13 protein-coding genes are annotated in these 21,987 nt (G+C 33.8%); 4 read left to right on the top strand and 9 right to left on the bottom strand.

The genetic code is table 11. From position 1 onward, the window contains the following. Positions 1-319 precede the first annotated feature (319 nt). The 6 genes from ATO12_RS20420 to ATO12_RS20395 form a co-directional block, all read right to left on the bottom strand. On the bottom strand, positions 320-6,007 hold the full coding sequence (locus ATO12_RS20420; protein ID WP_034245852.1) for a fibronectin type III domain-containing protein: 5,688 nt from the start codon (positions 6,005-6,007) through the stop codon (positions 320-322). Between the two features lie 3 nt (positions 6,008-6,010). Then, positions 6,011-8,551, bottom strand: coding sequence for a TonB-dependent receptor (locus ATO12_RS20415; RefSeq protein ID WP_051575984.1), 2,541 nt, complete (start codon positions 8,549-8,551; stop codon positions 6,011-6,013). Between the two features lie 302 nt (positions 8,552-8,853). Continuing rightward, the gene (locus ATO12_RS20410; RefSeq protein ID WP_165583425.1) at positions 8,854-10,638 is read right to left on the bottom strand and encodes a YfiR/HmsC family protein; all 1,785 of its coding nucleotides are present in this window, start codon (positions 10,636-10,638) and stop codon (positions 8,854-8,856) included. 41 nt (positions 10,639-10,679) lie between these two features. Further along, positions 10,680-13,388, bottom strand: coding sequence for a TonB-dependent receptor (locus ATO12_RS20405; protein ID WP_051575982.1), 2,709 nt, complete (start codon positions 13,386-13,388; stop codon positions 10,680-10,682). 133 nt (positions 13,389-13,521) lie between these two features. After that, the gene (locus ATO12_RS20400) at positions 13,522-13,956 is read right to left on the bottom strand and encodes a response regulator (protein ID WP_051575981.1); all 435 of its coding nucleotides are present in this window, start codon (positions 13,954-13,956) and stop codon (positions 13,522-13,524) included. Between the two features lie 2 nt (positions 13,957-13,958). Beyond that, positions 13,959-14,363 (bottom strand): response regulator, encoded by a 405-nt coding sequence (locus ATO12_RS20395; RefSeq protein ID WP_034245850.1) that lies wholly within the window; start codon positions 14,361-14,363, stop codon positions 13,959-13,961. Between the two features lie 356 nt (positions 14,364-14,719). Here ATO12_RS20395 and ATO12_RS20390 point away from each other — a divergent pair, with 356 nt between their 5' ends. Next, positions 14,720-15,733, top strand: a complete 1,014-nt coding sequence (locus ATO12_RS20390) for a metal-dependent hydrolase (RefSeq protein ID WP_034245848.1) — start codon at positions 14,720-14,722, stop codon at positions 15,731-15,733. Positions 15,734-15,829: 96 nt separating this feature from the next. Here the strand turns inward: ATO12_RS20390 and ATO12_RS20385 are convergent, their stop codons facing one another. From ATO12_RS20385 to ATO12_RS20375, 3 genes are read right to left on the bottom strand one after another with little or no spacing between them, the layout of a single operon-like run. Further along, the gene (locus ATO12_RS20385) at positions 15,830-16,489 is read right to left on the bottom strand and encodes an SCO family protein (protein WP_034245846.1); all 660 of its coding nucleotides are present in this window, start codon (positions 16,487-16,489) and stop codon (positions 15,830-15,832) included. A gap of 4 nt (positions 16,490-16,493) precedes the next feature. Beyond that, positions 16,494-17,060, bottom strand: coding sequence for a toxin-antitoxin system YwqK family antitoxin (locus ATO12_RS20380; protein ID WP_034245844.1), 567 nt, complete (start codon positions 17,058-17,060; stop codon positions 16,494-16,496). Positions 17,061-17,091: 31 nt separating this feature from the next. After that, the gene (locus ATO12_RS20375) at positions 17,092-17,889 is read right to left on the bottom strand and encodes a YHYH protein (RefSeq protein ID WP_034245841.1); all 798 of its coding nucleotides are present in this window, start codon (positions 17,887-17,889) and stop codon (positions 17,092-17,094) included. Positions 17,890-18,098: 209 nt separating this feature from the next. On the opposite strand from ATO12_RS20375, the gene ATO12_RS20370 reads away from it, so the two are divergent. The 3 genes from ATO12_RS20370 (at position 18,099) to ATO12_RS20360 (ending at position 21,712) form a co-directional block, all read left to right on the top strand. Then, positions 18,099-18,584: an acetyl-CoA carboxylase biotin carboxyl carrier protein subunit gene (locus ATO12_RS20370; protein WP_034245839.1), complete on the top strand. Its 486-nt coding sequence runs from the start codon at positions 18,099-18,101 to the stop codon at positions 18,582-18,584. A gap of 139 nt (positions 18,585-18,723) precedes the next feature. Beyond that, positions 18,724-20,166: an acetyl-CoA carboxylase biotin carboxylase subunit gene (gene accC, locus ATO12_RS20365; protein ID WP_034245837.1), complete on the top strand. Its 1,443-nt coding sequence runs from the start codon at positions 18,724-18,726 to the stop codon at positions 20,164-20,166. Between the two features lie 4 nt (positions 20,167-20,170). Continuing rightward, positions 20,171-21,712: an acyl-CoA carboxylase subunit beta gene (locus ATO12_RS20360; protein ID WP_034245835.1), complete on the top strand. Its 1,542-nt coding sequence runs from the start codon at positions 20,171-20,173 to the stop codon at positions 21,710-21,712. Positions 21,713-21,987 lie beyond the last annotated feature (275 nt).

Here is a 21,987-nt window from a genome sequence, read left to right as displayed (position 1 = left end):
GGGCAAAATTATCTTTTAAAAAAAATGTATGTTTACAGGCTTTTTGATTGCTAACCCATTGTTAAAAAACATAGTTATTTTTATAAGTTGATTAACATTATGCAAGTTTATTAATAAGCCATATGGGAAATATCACGGTTTTCAGGGGTTTTACGTTTTTACCTTACTTTTCTTACAAAAAATCACAATTAAACACCTGATTATCAGACTAAAAAATGGCATAACTTAGGAATAACATATTTCTTTACCAGAGCAAAAAAAAGCTCTTATATAGAGCTTTTTATAAAATTAAATTTTGATAATCGGTACAAACAAAACTTTATTTATTAGGTCTTGGAGGAACATCTGTAAAACTCTTAATATTATTATCTTCAAATAATTTTTTCAGCTCATCCCAGCTTTCCTGAGTATTTTTTCCCCAAAGAATATATGCTTTTACTGCCAGTTTTGTTTTATCTCCTTTTTTGAAATCAGTAACCTTTGCAATAAACTTATTGTATTCTAACTTGTTATAGATAATCATTCCCTCAGTAATTTTATAATTATTAAAGCTACCGGCACTTTTTATCTTATTTGTTAAATCAACAGCTTTTTTTCCTTTACCATATATCTCCATTACTACTTCTTCTATTAATTCTACTGTACGTACCGCATTTGGATCTGCCCTTCTTAGAACCTGCCATCCATCAAATGCCTGTGCAACATGTTTCTCAAAAAGTTTAGTCACATTTGGCGGGTTTCCAGACCATAACTCACTAGTAAGTATTATCAAATCTTCTTTCAACAACTTATCATTAGGGTTTGCTTTTCTAATATCTTTTATTTTTTCTATAATATCTGTTACAGAATTAGGAATACTGTACTTTTTCATTACCTCTCTTAATTTATCAGCTGCAGAGGTTTTTATAGGTCGAGCTCCTAACTTGTTATCTAATCTATTGATAAAATGACCAGTTACAGGGTTACCTTTAAGTTCATTCCAACTACCCACAACCATGCTAAACATCTGTAAGTCTGATCGTAATGCTGGACTTATATCATCTTCATTTAATAAAGTTGCTATTGCACCTAATCCTGATGATGTTACATCTGCAACTATAGTTGCTTTAGTTATCATTCCTCCTACTTTGAAAGCGAGTTTTAATTCTCCTATACCTACTGCAAAGGAGAGAACATCAAGAGCTAACCATGCAGACTCCTTAGTCAATTCCTTATCTATCTGTCTTGATATAGCAAAAGCTTGAATCGCTGGTATGTTAAGCACATCTCCTTTTTTAAATTGATGTCCTAAAAACTTGAATGAGCCTGATACATATACCAAAACCATTTGATTATAAGGAATAGCAGGTTGTTCATTAATTTTAATACTTACTCTATTTGCAAATTCAACAGATAAAAGGTCTGTTTCTAACATATCTGCTTCTAATTTTAAAGGAATAGAACTTGGTTTTTCTAGGTATTTTTCAACCTCTGATGGTTTTAATTTTATCTGTTTTTTTGCTTTAACTACAGCTTCACCTGCCAGCATCAAAAACTTACTTAATCTATCTCCCGATAATTTTCGATATATGTTGTTATATCCAATTTGTTCGAGATGTTTAACCAAAGCGATTGGCTGGCAACTAAGTGCTAACTTAACCAAAGCATCATTTTCTATTCCTTTAAATACAGGGTCTATATCTCCTGCATCTGGATCTTCTTCTATTATTCTTGTGATTACAGCCAGCTTTTTAGATACAGAAACTGATCGTAATGATTTTTTATTCTCTTTATTATTAATATAAGATAATATCTGTTTCAATTTTACATCTGAAATCTCTTCTGGTTTTTCAGAAACAGTATTCCAAAAGCTATTATCTGACTTATAATCTGATAGATAAGTATCATACCGAGTGATAAATTTTTCTAAGAATGCTCTTGCACCTATTGTTTCATATTCAGTATTATATTTAGCCCAATAATATGGCATATCTATAGGATAATCTCCTGTTGCGGATTTCATTGTAATTTTATGAGGTGGTAAAACCCAAGATGTTCCTATAGTCTCTACTTCTTTAAATAGTACTGATTCTTTGTATTCCTGACGGCGTTCTATACGTGTATAATTTGCAAATGCCTCTCTATTCTCGCTTCTCTTAGCAGCAATATTAAAAACAATCTTATAATCTTCTATATCCGAGCAATGCTGAGAAATAAACATTTCATTAAAAAAAGCAGCTATCATTGGCATCTTTTCTCCATACTTTTGATTGTCTTTCAAAAACATCAATATTTTTGTAATCGCTTTTTTCTCAATATCACTAATATTAATATCATTATTTAACTTACGATCACGTTTTTTGCCTCTGTTTATTATACTATTAATAATATTCCATTTTTTGGTATCTGTATTTAATTGAGAAGCAATAGTCGGTAATATATCTAAAAAATAATCATAGTTATCATCATTTAAGAATTGGATAGTATAATTTTCTAATTCAACTAATAACTTATCCAAAACGGTTCTTTGATTGTCTTTAATCATTAAAACATTTGTATAAAACTTATTCAAATTTTCAACTTTTATACTGTTAATTAGTTTTACTATAGTCTCTTCAACATTACTATCATAGTCTTCTCCTTCAATAAGTATTTTTAAAAATCTTTCTTGGTGTTCTTCATAATGTAATCCTTTGACAAGACATAACCATTTGCCTTCTAACGCTTCTACAATTTCAGTTTTATCGATAGGCTTGTTTTCCTGAATTTTCGTAAGAATTGCTCCTAGTTTTAGAGCAAAGTCCCTTCCTTGCTTATTTAACTCGGCAACATCTGACCCCTGACAATTATCTGTATAGTTATTACTATCTGGCACAAAATCATCTGGACATCCCAAAGGCTTTACATATGTTACAGCATCTTCTTTAATAACATCTCTAATCCTAAAACCTTCTTTATTTTTATTATAAAAGCCCCAAGTAGTTTTGTATATCACATCCTGATCACAAGAAAGACCATACCAATATAGATATAACTTATCCCCTGGGTTTACCAGCACCTTACCATTAACTTCAGGCTGTAAAGCGATTCCAGATAGTATCGTTTCTTCATTAAAATAAGATCGTTTATCTTCATTCCATGTATATTCTATACCTCCATTTCTTATCTTGTATATAGCTCCATTAATTTGTGTTACTTTATCTGGTCTTATATATGTTAAGCCCTCAGCAACAAACAACCGTCCATCTGGTTGTAATAATAATTTTCTATTAGGAACATTAGATTCCCCATCTTCATCTCCTTGAAACCAATACAATTTAAATCCTGGAGCAAAGATGTTTTTCCAATCCATATGGTTAAAGGCTGTACCTCCTTTATAGTCCATCATAAAATGGGTAGTTGCTTCTTCGGTACCATATTCCGCGAACGGATGTTCTAATCCAAATACCCCATGCCCCAGCTCGTGAGCTATAGTTCGGGCGTCATCTGTAGCACTTTGAAATATATACCCAAACTGACTTTTGAGCGGCATAAACCCTTCTATCTCCCTGTTTTCATTAGAGTTTACTCCTTTAAGGTCGGTGACAAAAACATAGTATGCATCTTGCCTATACTCACTAGTAGTTTTAAAATAGGCATTGATCGCCGCTTCCTCTGCGCTGTAATGAGATAATAGTCCACTATCTCCTGCATTAAGTACACCATACGGTTCTTCTTTATCCCAGATATTTTCTGGTACCTGAAATCGTTGTCCTACAGTAATATTTAAATTAACACCTACCTTACTATAGATCTTTTTAATTTCTGCTTCGACACGGTTTACCTTAGCTTTATTTACAGGAATCAGTACAATATTAACATCGGTAAATGCTTTACTACCCAAATGCACTACATTAAGAACCCCTGCAATCGTACTTTTTTCGCCTTTGCCTTTTTTTACAGTTGCCAGTACTTTGGTTATTGCATAATCATAAGATTTTTTAAGAGTTAATGTTGCTACATTTTGATCCCAGCTAGCCGGAATTTCTACACCGCTTTTTGTTTTAAATACAATATCTTCGTTAGTAATCGAATCATCACTAAAATCTGCTACGGCTTTAACAAAATCATTTCCGCTTATATTAGATATTGCTTTAAAAGCCGGAGTATACGTTCCTCCTCCCACTACAGGAATAGAAGGATAGAATTCTTCTGTGTCTAATTTGTCCTTGGCACTATCGGGTAGTGCATCAAAATTATAGTATCCCGATTCTATAAATGTAATCAAGACTCCTGTTTCTGAGATTTGCATAATCTCATTGTCTTCTACTCCTTCTGTATTATCATCTGTAGCTGGCCCATCTTCTGCCATCACGCCATCTAGTGCTCTTACTGTACCGTTTTCCTCTACTTTCCAGACCTTACCATCGCTACCAGAAATCTGTAAATCTCTCCCTCCGGGTACCAGAGCTTCCTCGCCATTGGCTCCTGTAATTATTACAGCTCCATTCTCATCAACAGTAATACTCTCTATAACAAATCCAACCTCTACCTGGCTAGTTTCTCCTTCATCACCGGTAATAATTTCTACTACATCGGTATTGATATCCACGGTCATGGTTTCACTTTCTCCATACACCGGATCATATAAGGTTACAATCTCCCCTGCTGCCAATTGATTCTCGGTATTGATAAGAATGTTATCAAATTTTACTCCATAGTGGGTTGATCTCAAATATGGTATCCCTACATAACCTCTTCCAGTAATACGACCATCAGCCTGATTATCAATTTCTACTATTCGAACAATAAAATCTCCTGCGGTAATTCTGTCTCCAATCTTTAGACCTGGATGTCCTACTTGATTGGCAATAGCAATAGGGTCTGGTGTAATCCCACAATCATAATTTGCAGTTTCATCTTGTGTTGTATCGGTAGTAACCTCTTGCACATCAGAATATTCTCCATACTGATATTTACATTTTGCCTTTACTTTATATTCGTATGTGGTACCAGGTTTAAGATCCCATATCGTAGTCCACCCGCTATTGGTACGTTTGGTAAACCAATATGCATTAGGCCTGTTGGCTTCTCGGTATGCAATAGTATATTCACTATATTCTGAAGGATCTTCACCCCAAAAAACATTGATTTTTGAAATACCTTTGGGTGTTGCAGATACATTATCTAGCGTACTACATGGTGACGTTTTAGAGAACCAAAAAATCTCACTATTTCCTTCATTCTTAAAGAGACCAATCTCTTCAATACCTTGTAATGCTTTTGCTTTTACCCGCCATGCATATCGCTTTTCTGGTAACAACTGCGGTTGTGCAGGACCATATACAAATGAGGTAGATGTGGTCGTAGTTTCAAAAACAGGGGGTTGAGATAAAAATGCAGTTTGTGGATCTACCTGGTCATCCCAAATCTCTACGATACTAAGTTCATACTTTATATTGCTTACATTAATATGTCTTGGAGTCCACTGAAAAACAATATTCTCTACTTCTGTAGGTTCTATATTGGTCCCTTTAAAAGGTAGATTTAGTAATGGAGGTTCATTATTGTATATAAAAGCACTTGCACATGTCTTTGATGATAAACGGTTACCTGTAGAAAAATCAAAAACTTCAAAACAAAATTGATAGCTCCCTTCGGGAATAGTGCTACCATAGATATTCGAGTTGATCCCCTTTATATTTTGAAATTCGAAATACGGGGCTAATACCGTATTGGTTAGTACCAAAGGAACTCCACCGTCAATAAATAACGAGGAAGCACCTATAACAACATCCCTGCTTTCGAAAGCAATCCCATTACCTTCAAAATATACTTTTAATCGAATTTGCTCATTAGAAATAGTGATATCGCTAAGTAGCAATTGCACTCGCAATGGGCTGTTGATTGTAGTTTGATCGGCATAATTATAAAAATTTACAGGAGCCGGCGGGTTTACTTGTGGAACAACTGTGATAGGAAATCGTTGTGCCATCATTTGACCAAAACCATACAATATAATAAACAGGGTAAGTATCAGTTTTCTCATAGGTTAGTTCTTTTCTATATATTTTAAATCAAACTTATCCGGATCGGTATAATTCAGGGATTTTTTCAAGTAAAAATCGATGATCTGTGTAATCATATATAATTTTATTTTCTGATCACCTTCCTCTTTATCTACCATACGGAATATATTATCTTTTTCCTGCTCCATTACCTCTTTAAGGAACGCATCAGGATGTTCTACTTTTTCTATAGTATTGTAATTTTTTATGATAGGGAGTGTCCATCGATGTCCTATCAATCGAGCCAGAGCGGTTTCAGAATTTTGTTGTAATTCTTTGTATCTATTTTTTAATTCCTGTGAAGATTTCTGGCGTTGTTCTTCTGTTCTTTTGTGCATACTATGGTTATCTACTGCAATTTTTGCTCTTACAAAAGCTTTTTCGAACGCATAGTCAAGACGTAGCATATCTTTTCTTAATTCTATAAGGATTTCAAAAACCAATTGATTATACCCCGCAAGAAAGTCTTCGTATTTGTATAACTCTTTTAGGAAATTAATTGCTTCTGGCTTATACTCTTTTGCCTTTCTTACATCGGCTACTACCAATCGTAACATCGTAAGTTCTTCTTTTTTATATTCGGGGATATGGTTAAAATGAGGATGATTTTGAACATTCTCTAAAAGGATGTCTATCTCATCCATCGTACCGTGATACAAAGAGTCTCTATATCTAAAATCGAGTATCTCCTGTCCTCTTGATTTTCTACGCCTTTTTAACTTAGCTGCTTTTTGTTTTCTTTTTCTCTTAGGTAATTTTATTTGAGGGTTAAACTTGCCAAAAGTATAATTATAACCAAAGGTTACTGTAAAATCTCTACCCGATGTTGCAGCATTTCTAAACTGAGTTAAGATGTTAAGGTTAAAATTATGTCTCTTTAGATACGTATAATTCCCTCCCATTCTTATATTGATAACTTCTCCCTGCTTTTCTCCGTTGCTATTACTTTGATTATAACTTGCCGAAGCTGTCGTTCTTAGTTTTTTGTCAAAGTATTTTTTGGTTGCAGATAATGTAGGGCCATAAGTAAGGCTATTATCCACTCCTATTGTATTATAACTAACATTAACTGCAGCAGAAATGTTTAAATCGGTATTGGGATATCCAAGGGTATACGATGCATTTCCGTTATAGAAATTAGAATCTCCATTTTCTACGGTTTGACCACCTTGCTTGTTTGTAGCATTTTGAAAAGATAATCCAACATTAATATTTTGTTTTTGATCTTCGGTATCCTTTAAAAGATAATTTACATTAAGATTTGCATTTTGTGAGATTTGCTGAAAATCTAATGTATCCAGATTATCAGTTTGGGAGACTTCATTGATATAATCAAACTGATTCTTAATATTAGTATAAGATTGAAAGTTAGAATACCCTCCTGTTATATTTAGTTTTTCTGAAGGAGTATACCCAATAGTAACTGCACTTACTACTCTCTGCAATTGTGTACTCTTCTTATTATCAAGATCATCTCTTTGAAGACCTGCGTTAAAAGCGATGTTAACCTTATTTTCGAATACATTCTGGGTAGCATTAAGTGTAATGTTTTCGAGATCATTATTAAAAAAATAAGCGCCTAATGTTTTATATTCGGGATCTATATATTCATATCCAATACCTACTGCACCTTGTCCTACAGGATAAGAGAAATTAGCATTATATGCCTTATAATGCTGGGTAGTAATGTTATTATCTATTAATGCAGATAACACAAATGGGGTCCCTTCTTCTCCTTTTGCATTTATATCTTCGGTTATTGCAGATGAAGCTACTTCTGCATGAATCTCTCCCTTGCCAAAAAGTTTTACTTTTCCTTCTAAACTTACAACTACATTATCTTTGGGTTGTAACTCATATTCTATCGGTACAGGCTTCTCTATAGAATTTTTATCATCAGAAGCTTTGAAAAAGATTGCTCCAATAGAAAATTTTTCAAAATCATAGGAGGCTTTTATTCCGTACCCAATCCTTTTATATGCAGGTTGAGATTGTGGATCATCTGGATTATATTCTGATTCTTTAAGCAATCGTCCATACATTGCACTAATCTTAAAGGGTCCTTCTGGAGTAAGATCTACCCCCAACCCTGTAAATTGATGTCCACTTAAAGTATATGGTGAAAATGTCATATTTACATCTCCAATATGTGTTGTCACCCATTTATATGATGGGTGTATACTTAATCTATTAAAAGAAAAAGGATTACTGCTCTGAAACTTTTGATTAGAATATGAAAATGAAAAAGGGATATTGTAGATCCCGCTAATATTTAAATTAACATTACCGGTAAGGAAATACGTAAATGGTTCCCTACTAGATTGTCCATCATAAAAGATTGCATTTGCTGCCACGCCTCCGGTTAGTTTAAATAATTTTGCTTTTCCTATTTGACCTAAATCCTGGCCAAATGCAATAGTTGAGAAGCAAAATAAAAAAGCAAAACAGAGTATTTTGGGGACCAAATAACAATATTTTCCTAATAAAAAACCTACGACATTATCCTTTTTCAATGGGGTATCCAAAAAGCTAAAATACTTTTAGTAAAACTTCTTAAAACTATTCATATCCATAGTACACCACCAATTAACCATTTTATAATCATGTAATTACACATAAAATTTCACTTGATTAGACATATTGTTCAACTGTGTAAGCATATATCTTATTAACAAGTTATTATTTTAGATGATGGTTTACCATACTATGTATATGGTTCAAAAATACTTTGGAATGTTTAAGAAAAACTCACGGTTTTCAGGGGTATTAATATTTTGGCATAATCCCCTCTAACCTTCTGAATATAAAAAAGGTATTGTTTTTATTTTTAAAACGGAATTGTGAAATAGAAAGTACTTCCACTTTTTTCTTTGGATGTAAGCCAGATTTTACCTCCGTGGGATTCTACAATTTTTTTACAATGCGCCAGACCAATACCTGTACCTTCATACTTATCCCTGGAGTGTAACCTTTGAAAAATCGCAAATATTCGTTCCTGGTGCTCTTCTGGTATCCCGATACCATTATCTTTTATAGAGAATTGCCAAAAACCTTTTGATGCGTCTTCTGGGTCATTGTTTTTGACACATGCAATATCTATCTCAGGAATAGTATCTGGAGCGCTAAATTTAATACCATTACTAATAAGATTTTGAAACAATAACCGAAGTTCTATTGCTGAACCTTTAACTACAGGTAGATCCTTTACTCTAATTTTTGCTCCTGTTTTTTCGAGAACAACCTTTAAATCCTTTTTTAACTCTTCAATAAGAGTATTACAATCAACAGTATTGTAGTCTTTACTTCTTCCTAATCTTGAATATTCTAATAATGCGTCAATCAATTTTTTCATTCGCACACTGGCGTCCTGAATAAAAGTCATACTCTCTTTTCCAGCTTCATCAAAGTTTTCTCCATAATCTTCGGCTAATAATCCAATAAAACTCGATATTGTATTTAGAGGCTCCTGAAGATCATGACTTGCTATATACGCAAATTGTTCTAATTCTTTATTTTTTGCCTCTAGTTCGACAGATTGCTTGTATATTTCCTGGTTTTTATGCTTCAGTTCTTGATTATACTTTTTCTTAGCCCGATAATTCCTATACATAAAAAAGCTAATAACAAGAGTTAGGAGTACCAGAGCAATAAGTAATATGTTTACTTTTTTATGAGTATAAAGTTCTGAAGCTTGTTGGTTTAATATGTTCTCTTGTTCTTTGATCTTTTCTTTCTGTTCTGCCAGAAACTCATTTTGCATACTAATTTCCTGGTTGCTTTGTATAATTTTTTCTTCCTGACTTTTTATAAAAGCAACTTGTTCCTGGATATTTTTTTCGAGCTCTCTTTCGATTACAACTTTTTCATTATATTTTTTTTGTTGTATTTCATTCTCAGAATAAAGATTCTCTATCTTTTTATTTCTCCTGTTAATTTCTACCTCTTTACTATCAATTTTTTCTAATTGATCTGTTATTTTTTCTTCCTGAGATTGTATTTGTTTTTCTTTGTCTTTTAATATGGCTTCTTGTTTATTTTTATCCTCTTGTACCTTATTTAGAGTTCTTTCTGTTTTTCGATATAAACGTTTCCATTTTTCTGAAGAAGTGATAGCGTGTTTTCCTAATGTAGGGGCTATAGTAAATCCTTCTTTTTCTATTCGGCTTTCATTAATCTCATATTCAAAAGAGTCTCCTACATTAACCATATTAATCATAGAAGCATTAAAGTTATAATCCTCCCCGACAAGCATTATATTTTTTCCTGAAATCTTCCTAAGAATATAGTGCATATCATAGTTATACTTATGATTTACATATAATAGCTGAATATCTTTTACATTCTTAACAAATTGAAAACGAACAATCTCTACTGGTTTACCATGGATCTTACGCCTTAGTGACATTGCCTTTAAATCTAGTATTGTTCGATCAGGTCCAAGTACGCCTATTTTAAAACTTGGTTGCTCTTCTATAGTTGGCCAACCTATCTGCTGCGCAAAGTTAAAAACAAATATAGCGCGCTGTAATCTTTTTACTTCTTCATTACTTGTTTCCTGAGCCTTTATTTTTGGAGAAAAACTTGTGATAAGAATACATAAAAGTATAGCCATTACATTAGTATATGCGGTCGATATATATTGACGCCTATACATCATAATCGAAGTAATAGTCTTACATAATAATTCGATCCGTTCACACCAAACTGCTGTACTCTCCTGCTGTACATAAAATTTCCATCTTCTGTATTAGCAGCATGTTTATGCTTATCTGGATAGACATTAAAAACATTATTCCCTCCCAGAGTGCACTTTATATAATCATTAACCTGATACGATATAGCCATATCTGTTACAAGTTTAGGAGAGAATACCTGATCTCTGGATTCTATATTTCCTGTAAAATCATTTACTACCCAATTTAGAGAATCTCCATCATTTGGGTGAATAAATTTAACCTTACCAAAAAGTGTATTTACCACCTGAAATCCAAACTGCTCAAAGTCATAAGAAAGCAGTGAATTTATTTTGTAATTAGGCTGTGCAAATTCTACCCTGGCAATTTCTTCTCTATTAAACAATACTTCTTCTTGCCCAACTAATGCTTGCGAAACATTAATTGGTCCTTTTACTTTGGTTTTTGTAAAATTACCTCCCAAAGAAGCATTAAATTCTCCTGTACCTAAGGTTGTTTTAAAAAACAGCGATAGATCAGCACCAGATGTTTTAGAGTCTATTGCATTGGTAAAAAATTGAGCCGCACCAACATTAAAAGGTTCTAGTATTTCCTCATATCCTTCTGCAAATCTTCCCGAAAGAACAATTCTATCTCGTATATTAATTAAGTAATAATCGAAGCTAAACGTAATATTATCGTTTAGTTTTCCGCTAAAACCAGTATTAAAATGACTTGACAATTCAGGTTTTAAGTCTCCGATATCAAAAGCTTCTGTCGCAACAGCACTTTCGTTATTAAAGGTACCTACCTGTACACTTTCCCCATTAATAAATTGCGTACTTATATTCTGGAAAAAAACCTGATGAAGAGAAGGTGCTCTAAACCCGGTAGAAAATCCTGCTCTAACACTAATTTCATCCCTAACTCTATATCTACCAGATAGTTTCCATATGGCCTGGCCTCCAAAATCATTATATGCTTCATATCTGGCTGCTCCTCTAACTAACAATTTATCTGTAATATTTGCTTCGATATCCAGATATCCAGAACTATTTGTTCTAAAACGATTTAATGCATTTTCTGGCTGAAAACCAGGAAAAACCTGTGCTCCAACAATTCTGGGTAATTCTACTCCAGAAGCATTGATATACGTACTTCCCCCATCAACATAAGAAGCTTCTTCTCCTGCAACGATCTCATAATTCTCTACTCGCAGCTCTGCTCCAAAGGCTACATTTACACCACTTAACCAATCAAATGTTCTTGAAATATCGAGGTTTGTCGTATTTTGCTTATAGATAAACCCTCCTGCGTAAAATGTTCTTGGTGATGTTACCCCTAAGGAGGCATTATTAGAATTATTTACAGTATAATCTAATCTATTAACCCCAATAGAATGGCTAAAATCTACATTCCATTCGTTTTTAATTCCTCGTATTCCTCCTGTAATTGCATCATCCTGAATATCAGTAAGAATTTCTGGAGAAAAACCATTTGGAAACAACTCCAAAACTACTCTGTTCTCATCTTTAGGAAAGCGATAGAATCCTTTTGAGGTTCCTTCTCTGTAATTTCTCCCTCCATGCATATAAAATGTCGCATAGTCAGACATTACTATTTCTCCATTAAATGATAGTGCAAGATTTTGGGTTTCTGCACTTCCGATCTCCATTACTCGTCTACCTGAATATCCTGTCTGCCTAAAAAAATTATTTTCCTCGATTAGTGCCTGATCGGTTGAAATGTCATTAGAATATACTGTCCCTGTATAATCTCCAGACCTGTTAATAGACTCTCTATCCCTATATTCTGCTGTAACATTTATATACCCTTCTTTTCCTATTTTTAATCCAAAATTTGCAGAAGAATATACATTAAGTCCATCTCCTTCGGTATTTATTGCAACTCTATTATCGAGTTGAATAATTTCTGTTTGCTTTTTTAAAATAATATTAATTACTCCCGCAATAGCATCAGAACCATATTGAGAGGTGGCCCCGTCTCTTAATATTTCAATGCGTTCTATAGATGCTATGGGTATTGCATTAAAATCGGTACCTACCGATCCTCTACCCACAGTACCGTTAACATTTAATAAAGAACTATTATGCCTGCGTTTCCCATTTACCAATACTAGTACCTGATCTGGCCCTAATCCTCTTAGTGTAGCCGGATCTATATGATCTGTACCATCTGCTATCGTTTGATGTGTAGAATGAAAAGAAGGAATTAAATAATGAAGAATATGACTCAATTCTACCTGAGATGAATTCGTTAATTGTTGCGGTGAAATAATATCTACAGCTGCAGTATTTTTTAAGATTGATTTTGGTTTAGCTCTTGATCCCAAAGAAACGGGTTGATCAATAGAGAATCCCGTTTCTAAGATAAAATCTACCTTTGCAGTATCTCCGACCTTAACCAATATTGTTTTAGAAACAGAAGTATACATCACAAATTCTGAAGTAACTATATACTCTCCCTCATCAACATCAAAGCTATAATTACCATTAACATCTGTTGTCGTATTTTTATCTGTACCTTCTATAACTACTCTTGCTCCTGGCAGATTGCCAAATTGATCAGAGACATTACCTGATATTACTGCTCTCGATTGAGAAAATGCCCCAGAAACAAAACAAAGAAATAGTATACCAGTAAGGTATAACCTATACTGAACTAACACAATAGGAGGTTTTTTTTTAGTGCGTGTCTTAATATGTTTACTTATTTAGATTTTAAATAGATTGTTTTGTGTGCATCCAAAACTATCATAAGTTCATTCAAAATACAAATATATATGGGGGCAATATCTGAAGTTATAGTATCTTTTTATATGATTCTGAGCAAGAATCTAACTCTGACGATTTAAAATATTTTGTCACAATCTTGCAAACAATCTCTTTGGTTAACATTTTTTGTGCGTATTCTTTTATTTCTAAAATACGCTCTGCTTTTTCCTGATCTTCTTTACTTAATTCTGTTCCCAGCATAAGTATTATAATAGATCCTTTATATCTATCTTCTAATTTCTGGTATTCGGTAATAAACTCCCAACCATCCATGACAGGCATATTGATATCCAAAAAAATAATTTCAGGAACAATTTCGGATTGGATATGCTCTAGTGCTTGTTTTCCATTTTCGGCAATAAAAACCTCTTCTACACATTGTACTTTTTCAATAATTGTTTTATTAAAAAAGTTAGTTGCTTTACTATCATCAATGAGAAGAAAACGTTTTAATTTTTTCATCATCAAAAATGGTTTTTTAGCACATCATCCAATAAATCCATAGATAATGGTTTGTTTATAAAATCATCAACCGAATGATTTTTGGCAGATGCTCTTACATCATCTGGGTTAGAAGATGTTGATAATAAGATCACTTTAATACCATCTGTTATTTTTTGATCCAGTTTAGAAAACTCGGTCAAAAACTCCCACCCATTCATTGCTGGCATATTGATATCCAAAAAAATAAGATCAGGCTTTGTTGCTGTATTATTCTCTACAGCATTAAGATAATCTAGAGCTGCCATACCACTTTGTACAGTATTAACCTGATAAAAGTCTTCGTGTTTGGTAACAACTCTTTCGTTAAAGAAATTCGTGGCCTTGTCATCATCTATTAACAAGACACAATTCACCAATGTATTCATTTAATTTCCCAATTACGCTCAAAGGAAATAAACTTATTTGATATGACCATAACAAAACTAAATTTTATGAAATAGTTTTCGTTTAACAACACAAATTTAACGGTAAAATGTATTTTCTAAAATTACTTTTCTGAAATAAAGGAATTTATGCTTTAAAAAAATCCTAATTATCTTATCCAATATCAGTTTTGACATACTTTTAATAAAGACTACTAAAAATAGATGTAAATTTGAAAACACATTCAATTGATGGTTTTAGATGTCAAACGTACCTGATTACAAATAAACTTTTAATTGAATTGATTTTTCCTAGCGAATATGAAATCAGAAACTCTTTATAAACTTCAATTAGATTAATGGATTCATTAACTCAAATCGTACTAGGAGCTGCCGTAGGAGAAGCTGCTTTGGGTAGAAAAGTAGGTAATAAAGCTATGCTTTGGGGTGCTATTGCAGGGACTATTCCTGATCTGGACGTGCTATCCAAAATTTTTGTTGATCCTGTTACGGCAAATGAATTGCATCGTGGGTTTTCACACTCCCTACTCTTTAGCATACTTGCTGCTCCAATATTTGGTTGGATGATCTCTAAACTTTATCGTAATAATGAAGCAGACTGGAAAGATTGGTCAAGGCTAATGTTTCTAGGACTTTTCACACATCCTATACTAGATGCATTTACCACATGGGGAACTCAGCTATTCTGGCCTTTTGACTATAAAATTTCTTTTAAAAATATTTTTGTTGTAGACCCTTTATATACTGTACCATTTTTAATGTTTGTGATCCTGGCAATGTTTTATAAGCGTACACACCCTAAAAGAAGAAAATTCAACACCCTTGGATTATACATTAGTAGTATTTATATGTGTATAACTCTAGGACTAAAATGGTATACGTATGGAGTGTTTCAAACCAATCTCGAAAACCAACATATTCGATATAAAGAGATTCAAACAAAACCAACTCCTCTCAATAGTATTCTATGGACAGCTAATATAGAAACCGAAGATTCTTTTTTAATAGCATACTATTCTCTATTAGAAAAAGAAGATATCATCACATTTTCAGAATTTCCAAAGAATCATCATCTATTGGGCAAAATGAAAGATGATCCTCTGATCCCCAGATTAATTAAATTATCAGAAGGTTGGTATACTATCGAAAAAATTAATGACAAACTGTTTTTTAATGACCTCAGATTCGGGCAAATGGGAGTAGGCGAAGATGCAAATAAATTTGTATTTAGTTATGAATTATTTTATGACGATAATGGTGTTCTCAATGCCAAAGAAAGAGAAAGAAATATGGATGATGCTTCTCCCTTACTAAAAAAATTGTTTAGCAGAGTATTAGGAAATAAATCATAAAACGAACGTATAAAATATTCCTGTTATATAGTCATATAGTCTTCGATAAACAACAAGAGAATACCTATGATTATCAAATTCTCGTTACTATAGCTGCTACGGCCTTTCTTTTTTCAAAATTTCTATATGACGTATTAATCGCTTTACATCTATGGGTATAGTCCCATTATAGACTCCCCTGATATATCCTTGTGTATCAACAAGGATAAAGTTTTCTGTATGTATAAAGCTATTCTCATCCTGAGTCTTTACAAAATCTTCGTCTGCAAAATATCCTTTGCGAGCAATAGTATAGATCTCTTCTTTATCCCCGGTTACCAGGTTCCATTTTCTATCATCTATCGTATTCTTTATTGCATATTCTTTTAAAACAGGAACCGAATCATGCCATGGCATTACGGTGTGTGACAATAACTTAATATCATTATCATTTTTATATGTATCCTGAATTAAATTCATGTTTTTGGTTAGCTTAGGGCAAATTCCCGGGCAAATAGTAAAGAAAAAATCAGCAACATATATCTTATCTTTATAGGTATCATTAGTAATCGTATCCCCATTTTGGTTGGTAAATGAAAATGAAGGTATTTTATGTTTTCCTTCAAGGTCAGAAACTGTAAGCCACTGTGGTGTAAAATCAGATGCAATAAAATACGGTAACTTATCTACCGTTGGTTTTACAGTAGTCTTGTCTTCTTGTTTTTTACATGAAAACACAAGAATCACACTCATAAATAATGATAAAAATAACCTCATTTTTTTAATATATTTTTGTAGAATCTTTCTTTATGGTATAGCACTTTTTTAATCCAATAAGACCAAATCGTTCGCCTTTAATCACTTCGTAGTTTGCTCTAATAGTACCATCAGATCTAAATAATTGTTGTTTGCCTTCCTCTTTTCCGTGGTTAAACCGAAAAGATTTTAAAAGTTGTCCATTAGCATACCATTCCATTACACTACCATGATATTTTCCTTCTTCGTCAAAATGATACACAAATTTATGATGATTATCGGGCCACCATCCTTGATGAGTGCCTACTTTTATTCCTTTTTCATAAAAACGTTTTGTTCTAAGCACTCCATTTTCATAAAAAGACTGTTCTTCTCCTTCTTTTCTTCCATCAACATAAATTACCGTTGATTTTACCTGATCATTTTTATAATAATCGATCAAAACTCCCGAAAACAGTTTGGTTTTATAAAACAACTCACCATTATCGAGATGTATATTAGTATCGGTTGTTAAAACAATACGATCAGTATCTTCAGAAGTACAACTTGCCAGTATTGCTAATATGATGATAAAACTCAATAGCTTTTTCACATTTTTATTTTTTTAATACTCGTTCTATTTCCTAATTTGTAATGTTTCCGGGAGTGCCAAAAAACCCATTTCCATTAATGTAAGGGTCTTCAGAAGTAATATGGTAATGGTAAATTCCGTTGGGAAAATCAGTAGTAGCACTCGTATGACCATGATACTCATCCAGATCTGCATTACTCACTTCTTCTCCATTCTCTATGGGGCCATATACAGGAAAACCATCGGCCAATATGCCCAGGAATGTATCTTCTCCAAACTTACTGGTAAGATATTTTGGTTCTTGATGATAATGATATCCTCCTTGCTGTTGAGGATGCCCAAGATATTGATCAAAAGAATTAATCTCTGAAGTTAAAGGTTGGTTATTAGGTCCTGCATATTGATTGTAAAAAACTACGCCGTTAATTGCAATACCCATAGCTCCCAATGCTGTTGCCTCTTTTGTAGTGGCTTCTGCCGGATGTATCGGGACAGTGATGGTGATATTTTGTTCTGCAATTCTATTAGGATTTAGAGTAAAGTTCGTGTTACTACCTGTATAAGGTTCGTATAATTCTGTTTCCCATTCAGTATCCAGATAATACGGAGATTTATGATCGGGTAAGTTATTCGTAGTAAAGATCACATTATTTCCACTAATCTCATATGATAATCCTGCTGCATTAAACTTAGTTAATATCGGACTTATATCATAATCTGTAGAGGTTATGGTTCCTTCATCTCCATTATTACCTGCTATGGTATCATCATCATTAGAGCATGCAAGACATGCAAATACAAAAAGTGAAAAGAAAGTAAAAAAAATTGAAATTGATTGGGGCTTTTTCATAAATATGTAGTTTTAGTTCATTGTATTTCTCCTTTAGACTTTTATAATTACAAATAGTTTAATCGCCATATATATTGGATACATAAAGATAAGTTCATAGTAAATCAAATTGTTATGGAAACCCATAACAGTTGAAGGAATAAACTTCTAATTATTATCTGGTTCTTTTTAATATCTATTTTTATATTGCAAGTCAAATATTCACATTTATGAGTAGTACATATAAAGTTAATGTAAATACTATTTTTGATTTTGAATTTACCGAAGAAGACATTTCAAAAATAGATATCGTAAGCAATTCTAAATCAGCTCACCACATTCTTCAAAACAATAAATCTTTTCATACAGAAATTGTACAATCAGATTTCAATACCAAAAAGTATACTGTAAAGGTTAACAACAACAGCTACCAGGTTAATATTGCCAATGAACTGGATAGCCGGATTGCCGCAATGGGATTCTCTATAGGATCGTCTAAGCAGGTAAATGCGATTAAAGCTCCTATGCCAGGGCTTCTTCTTGATGTTCAGGTTGAAATAGGCCAGGAAGTAAAAGAAGATGATCCTTTACTTATTTTGGAAGCTATGAAAATGGAAAATATTATTCTATCTCCCAGAGATGGAGTTATTAAATCCATTTCTGCCACTACAGGTGATGCAGTAGATAAAGGACAATTATTAATTGAATTCGCTTAGCCTGTTATAGGCATTAAACAGAACCATGTGTTCTAATATAGTTTAATATGAAATGAGCCATAACAATTAAAGTTGATACCAACCGAGATGCTCAATGGCGAATTCCATCTGACAATTAAAAAACAACAAAAAAGAACAGATGAAAAAAATACTAGTAGCAAACAGAGGTGAGATTGCCATTAGAGTGATGACGACAGCTCGCAAAATGGGAATCAAAACCGTAGCAATCTACTCTACCGTAGACAGAAACGCTCCTCACGTAAAATTTGCAGACGAAGCTGTCTGTATTGGTGAAGCTCCTTCTAACCAATCCTACTTATTAGGATCCAAAATCATTGAAGTTGCTAAACAATTACATGTAGATGCTATACACCCGGGATATGGATTCCTTAGTGAAAATGCAGATTTTGCAGAAGAAGTAGAAAAAAATAATATCATCTTTATAGGTCCAAAATCAAAAGCCATTAAGGTTATGGGAAGCAAATTAGCAGCCAAAGATGCTGTTAAGGCCTATGATATTCCTATGGTACCCGGTATAGACGAAGCTATTACCGATGTTGCCAAAGCAAAAACTATCGCTTCAGAAATTGGGTTTCCTATTTTAATCAAAGCCTCTGCTGGTGGTGGTGGAAAAGGAATGCGAGTGGTAGAAGAAGAAAAAGATCTCGAATCACAAATGAATCGTGCCATTAGCGAAGCTACCTCGGCATTTGGAGATGGTTCTGTATTTATCGAAAAATATGTTGCTTCACCACGACACATCGAAATACAGGTAATGGCAGATAGCCATGGCAATGTAGTGCATTTATTCGAAAGAGAATGTAGTGTACAACGACGACATCAAAAAGTAGTTGAAGAAGCTCCTTCTGCTGTACTTTCTCCAGAATTACGATCCAAAATGGGGGAAGCAGCCGTAAAAGTAGCCAAAGCTTGTGACTACCTTGGTGCAGGAACTGTAGAATTTCTTTTAGATGAAAATCACAATTTCTACTTCCTCGAAATGAATACCCGACTACAAGTAGAACATCCTGTTACCGAACTCATAACAGGAACAGACCTTGTAGCATTACAAATAAAAGTAGCCCGAGGCGAAAAACTACCTATACAACAAGAAGACCTAAGCATACAAGGGCATGCCCTGGAGTTAAGAGTTTATGCAGAAGACCCGCTTAATGATTTCTTACCCAGTGTAGGACATTTAGACACCTATCAATTACCTGTTGGAGAAGGGATAAGAGTAGATAATGGTTTTGAAGAAGGTATGGATATTCCTATCTACTACGATCCCATGCTCTCTAAGCTAATTACCTACGGAAAAACTCGTGAAGAAGCGATACAGTTAATGATAAAAGCAATTGACAATTATATTATTAAAGGAGTACAAACGACATTGCCGTTTGGTAAATTCGTATGTGAGCATGAAGCTTTTAGGTCTGGTAATTTTGATACTCATTTTGTGAAGAAATATTTTATCCCAGACACCATACAATCTGCAATGGAAGAAGAAGCTAAAATTGCTGCCTTAATTGCTATGAAACAATACATCGAAGATCAAAAAACGTTACGCATACCAACACTCTAATATTATGGATTCAAAAATAAAAACATTACAAGATAAAATTGCTCAGGCAAAATTAGGTGGTGGTGAGCAACGTATTGAAAAACAACATCAAAAGAAAAAATTAACTGCCCGTGAGCGTGTAGACTATCTGCTTGATGAAGGTTCTTTTGAAGAAATTGGTATCCTGGTAACACATCGTACTACCGATTTTGGGATGGATAAAGAGATCTATTATGGCGATGGTGTAGTTACAGGATACGGAACCGTAAACGGACGATTAATCTATATTTTTGCACAAGACTTTACCGTTTTTGGTGGTGCTTTATCCGAAACTCATGCCGAGAAAATCTGTAAAGTGATGGATATGGCCGTAAAAATGGGAGCCCCAATTATAGGACTTAATGATTCTGGTGGTGCCCGAATCCAGGAAGGGGTTCGCTCTCTGGGTGGATACGCCGATATTTTTTATAAAAACGTACAAGCCTCTGGAGTAATCCCACAGATTTCTGCCATTATGGGCCCTTGTGCCGGTGGTGCTGTATATTCTCCTGCAATGACAGATTTTACAATGATGGTAGAAGATACAAGTTATATGTTTGTTACCGGGCCTAATGTTGTAAAAACAGTAACTAATGAAGAAGTAACCTCTGAAGAATTAGGAGGTGCCAGTACCCATTCTACAAAATCAGGAGTAGCACACATCACATCTTCTAATGACATAGAATGCCTCGAGGATGTAAAAAAATTACTAAGTTACCTGCCGCAAAGTAATAAAGAGCAACCTAAAAAATTAGAGTATACCCTAACCGACGAAGTAAGAGACAGCCTCTCTTCTATTGTACCTGATAATCCAAACAAACCTTATGATATGCACGAGGTAATTTCTGGGATTATTGATACAAACTCCTTCTATGAAATTCATAAAGACTATGCCGAAAATATCATAGTAGGTTTTGCCCGCCTGGGCGGAAGAAGTATTGGGATCGTAGCGAATCAACCTCAATTCCTGGCTGGAGTTTTGGATGTAAATAGTTCTAAAAAAGCTGCACGATTCACACGTTTCTGTGATTGCTTTAATATCCCTTTGTTAGTACTAGTAGATGTTCCTGGGTTCTTACCGGGAACTGATCAGGAATGGAATGGTATTATTGTACACGGAGCCAAATTGTTATATGCCTTAAGTGAAGCTACAGTACCTAAGGTAACAGTAATTACCCGTAAAGCCTATGGTGGTGCTTATGATGTGATGAATTCTAAGCATATTGGTGCCGATCTTAACTTTGCCTGGCCCTCTGCAGAAATTGCAGTAATGGGTGCCAAAGGGGCCAGTGAGATTATTTTTAGAAAAGAGATCAAAGCAGCAGATGATCCGGCAGCCAAACTTGCCGAAAAAGAAGCTGAATATGCAGAGAAATTCGCTAATCCATACCGAGCTGCACAACGTGGTTTTGTAGATGAAGTTATCTTACCTAAAAATACCCGAAGAAAACTAATTAAAGGATTCAGCATGCTCGAAAATAAAATTGTCGAGCGTCCTGATCGAAAACATGGGAATATTCCTTTGTAGATACATATACAAACCCTTCACAAGTTCAAGAACTTATGAAGGGTTTATTTTTTCTGGTATGTTTCGAATATGCAACAATATCGTCCTGATTACCCCATATTCGAAATCAGAAAAAATAAAATTATAAAGCATTCCTTCCTTATATAGATTTTTACACTTTTCTATACTAAAGACTACACTTTACCTGCTCTAATTTTAATAAAAATCTTCAAATTATCAAGCTTTTTTTCACTGAAAACAGGGGGTATTTTATGCATTAATTCATTTAATTTTAC

The sequence above is a fragment of the Aquimarina atlantica genome (assembly GCF_000626715.1).
GTDB lineage: Bacteria > Bacteroidota > Bacteroidia > Flavobacteriales > Flavobacteriaceae > Aquimarina > Aquimarina atlantica.
This window is presented reverse-complemented; position numbering and strand designations above follow the sequence as displayed.

Bases quoted from the DNA above. Each gene is read 5' to 3' on its own strand.
- ATO12_RS20420 (WP_034245852.1), bottom strand. From the start codon at position 6,007: ATGAGAAAACTGATACTTACCCTGTTTATTATATTGTATGGTTTTGGT.
- ATO12_RS20410 (WP_165583425.1), bottom strand. From the start codon at position 10,638: ATGGCTATACTTTTATGTATTCTTATCACAAGTTTTTCTCCAAAAATA.
- ATO12_RS20400 (WP_051575981.1), bottom strand. From the start codon at position 13,956: ATGAAAAAATTAAAACGTTTTCTTCTCATTGATGATAGTAAAGCAACT.
- ATO12_RS20395 (WP_034245850.1), bottom strand. From the start codon at position 14,363: ATGAATACATTGGTGAATTGTGTCTTGTTAATAGATGATGACAAGGCC.
- ATO12_RS20390 (WP_034245848.1), top strand. From the start codon at position 14,720: ATGGATTCATTAACTCAAATCGTACTAGGAGCTGCCGTAGGAGAAGCT.
- ATO12_RS20385 (WP_034245846.1), bottom strand. From the start codon at position 16,489: ATGAGGTTATTTTTATCATTATTTATGAGTGTGATTCTTGTGTTTTCA.
- ATO12_RS20375 (WP_034245841.1), bottom strand. From the start codon at position 17,889: ATGAAAAAGCCCCAATCAATTTCAATTTTTTTTACTTTCTTTTCACTT.
- ATO12_RS20370 (WP_034245839.1), top strand. From the start codon at position 18,099: ATGAGTAGTACATATAAAGTTAATGTAAATACTATTTTTGATTTTGAA.
- accC (WP_034245837.1), top strand. From the start codon at position 18,724: ATGAAAAAAATACTAGTAGCAAACAGAGGTGAGATTGCCATTAGAGTG.
- ATO12_RS20360 (WP_034245835.1), top strand. From the start codon at position 20,171: ATGGATTCAAAAATAAAAACATTACAAGATAAAATTGCTCAGGCAAAA.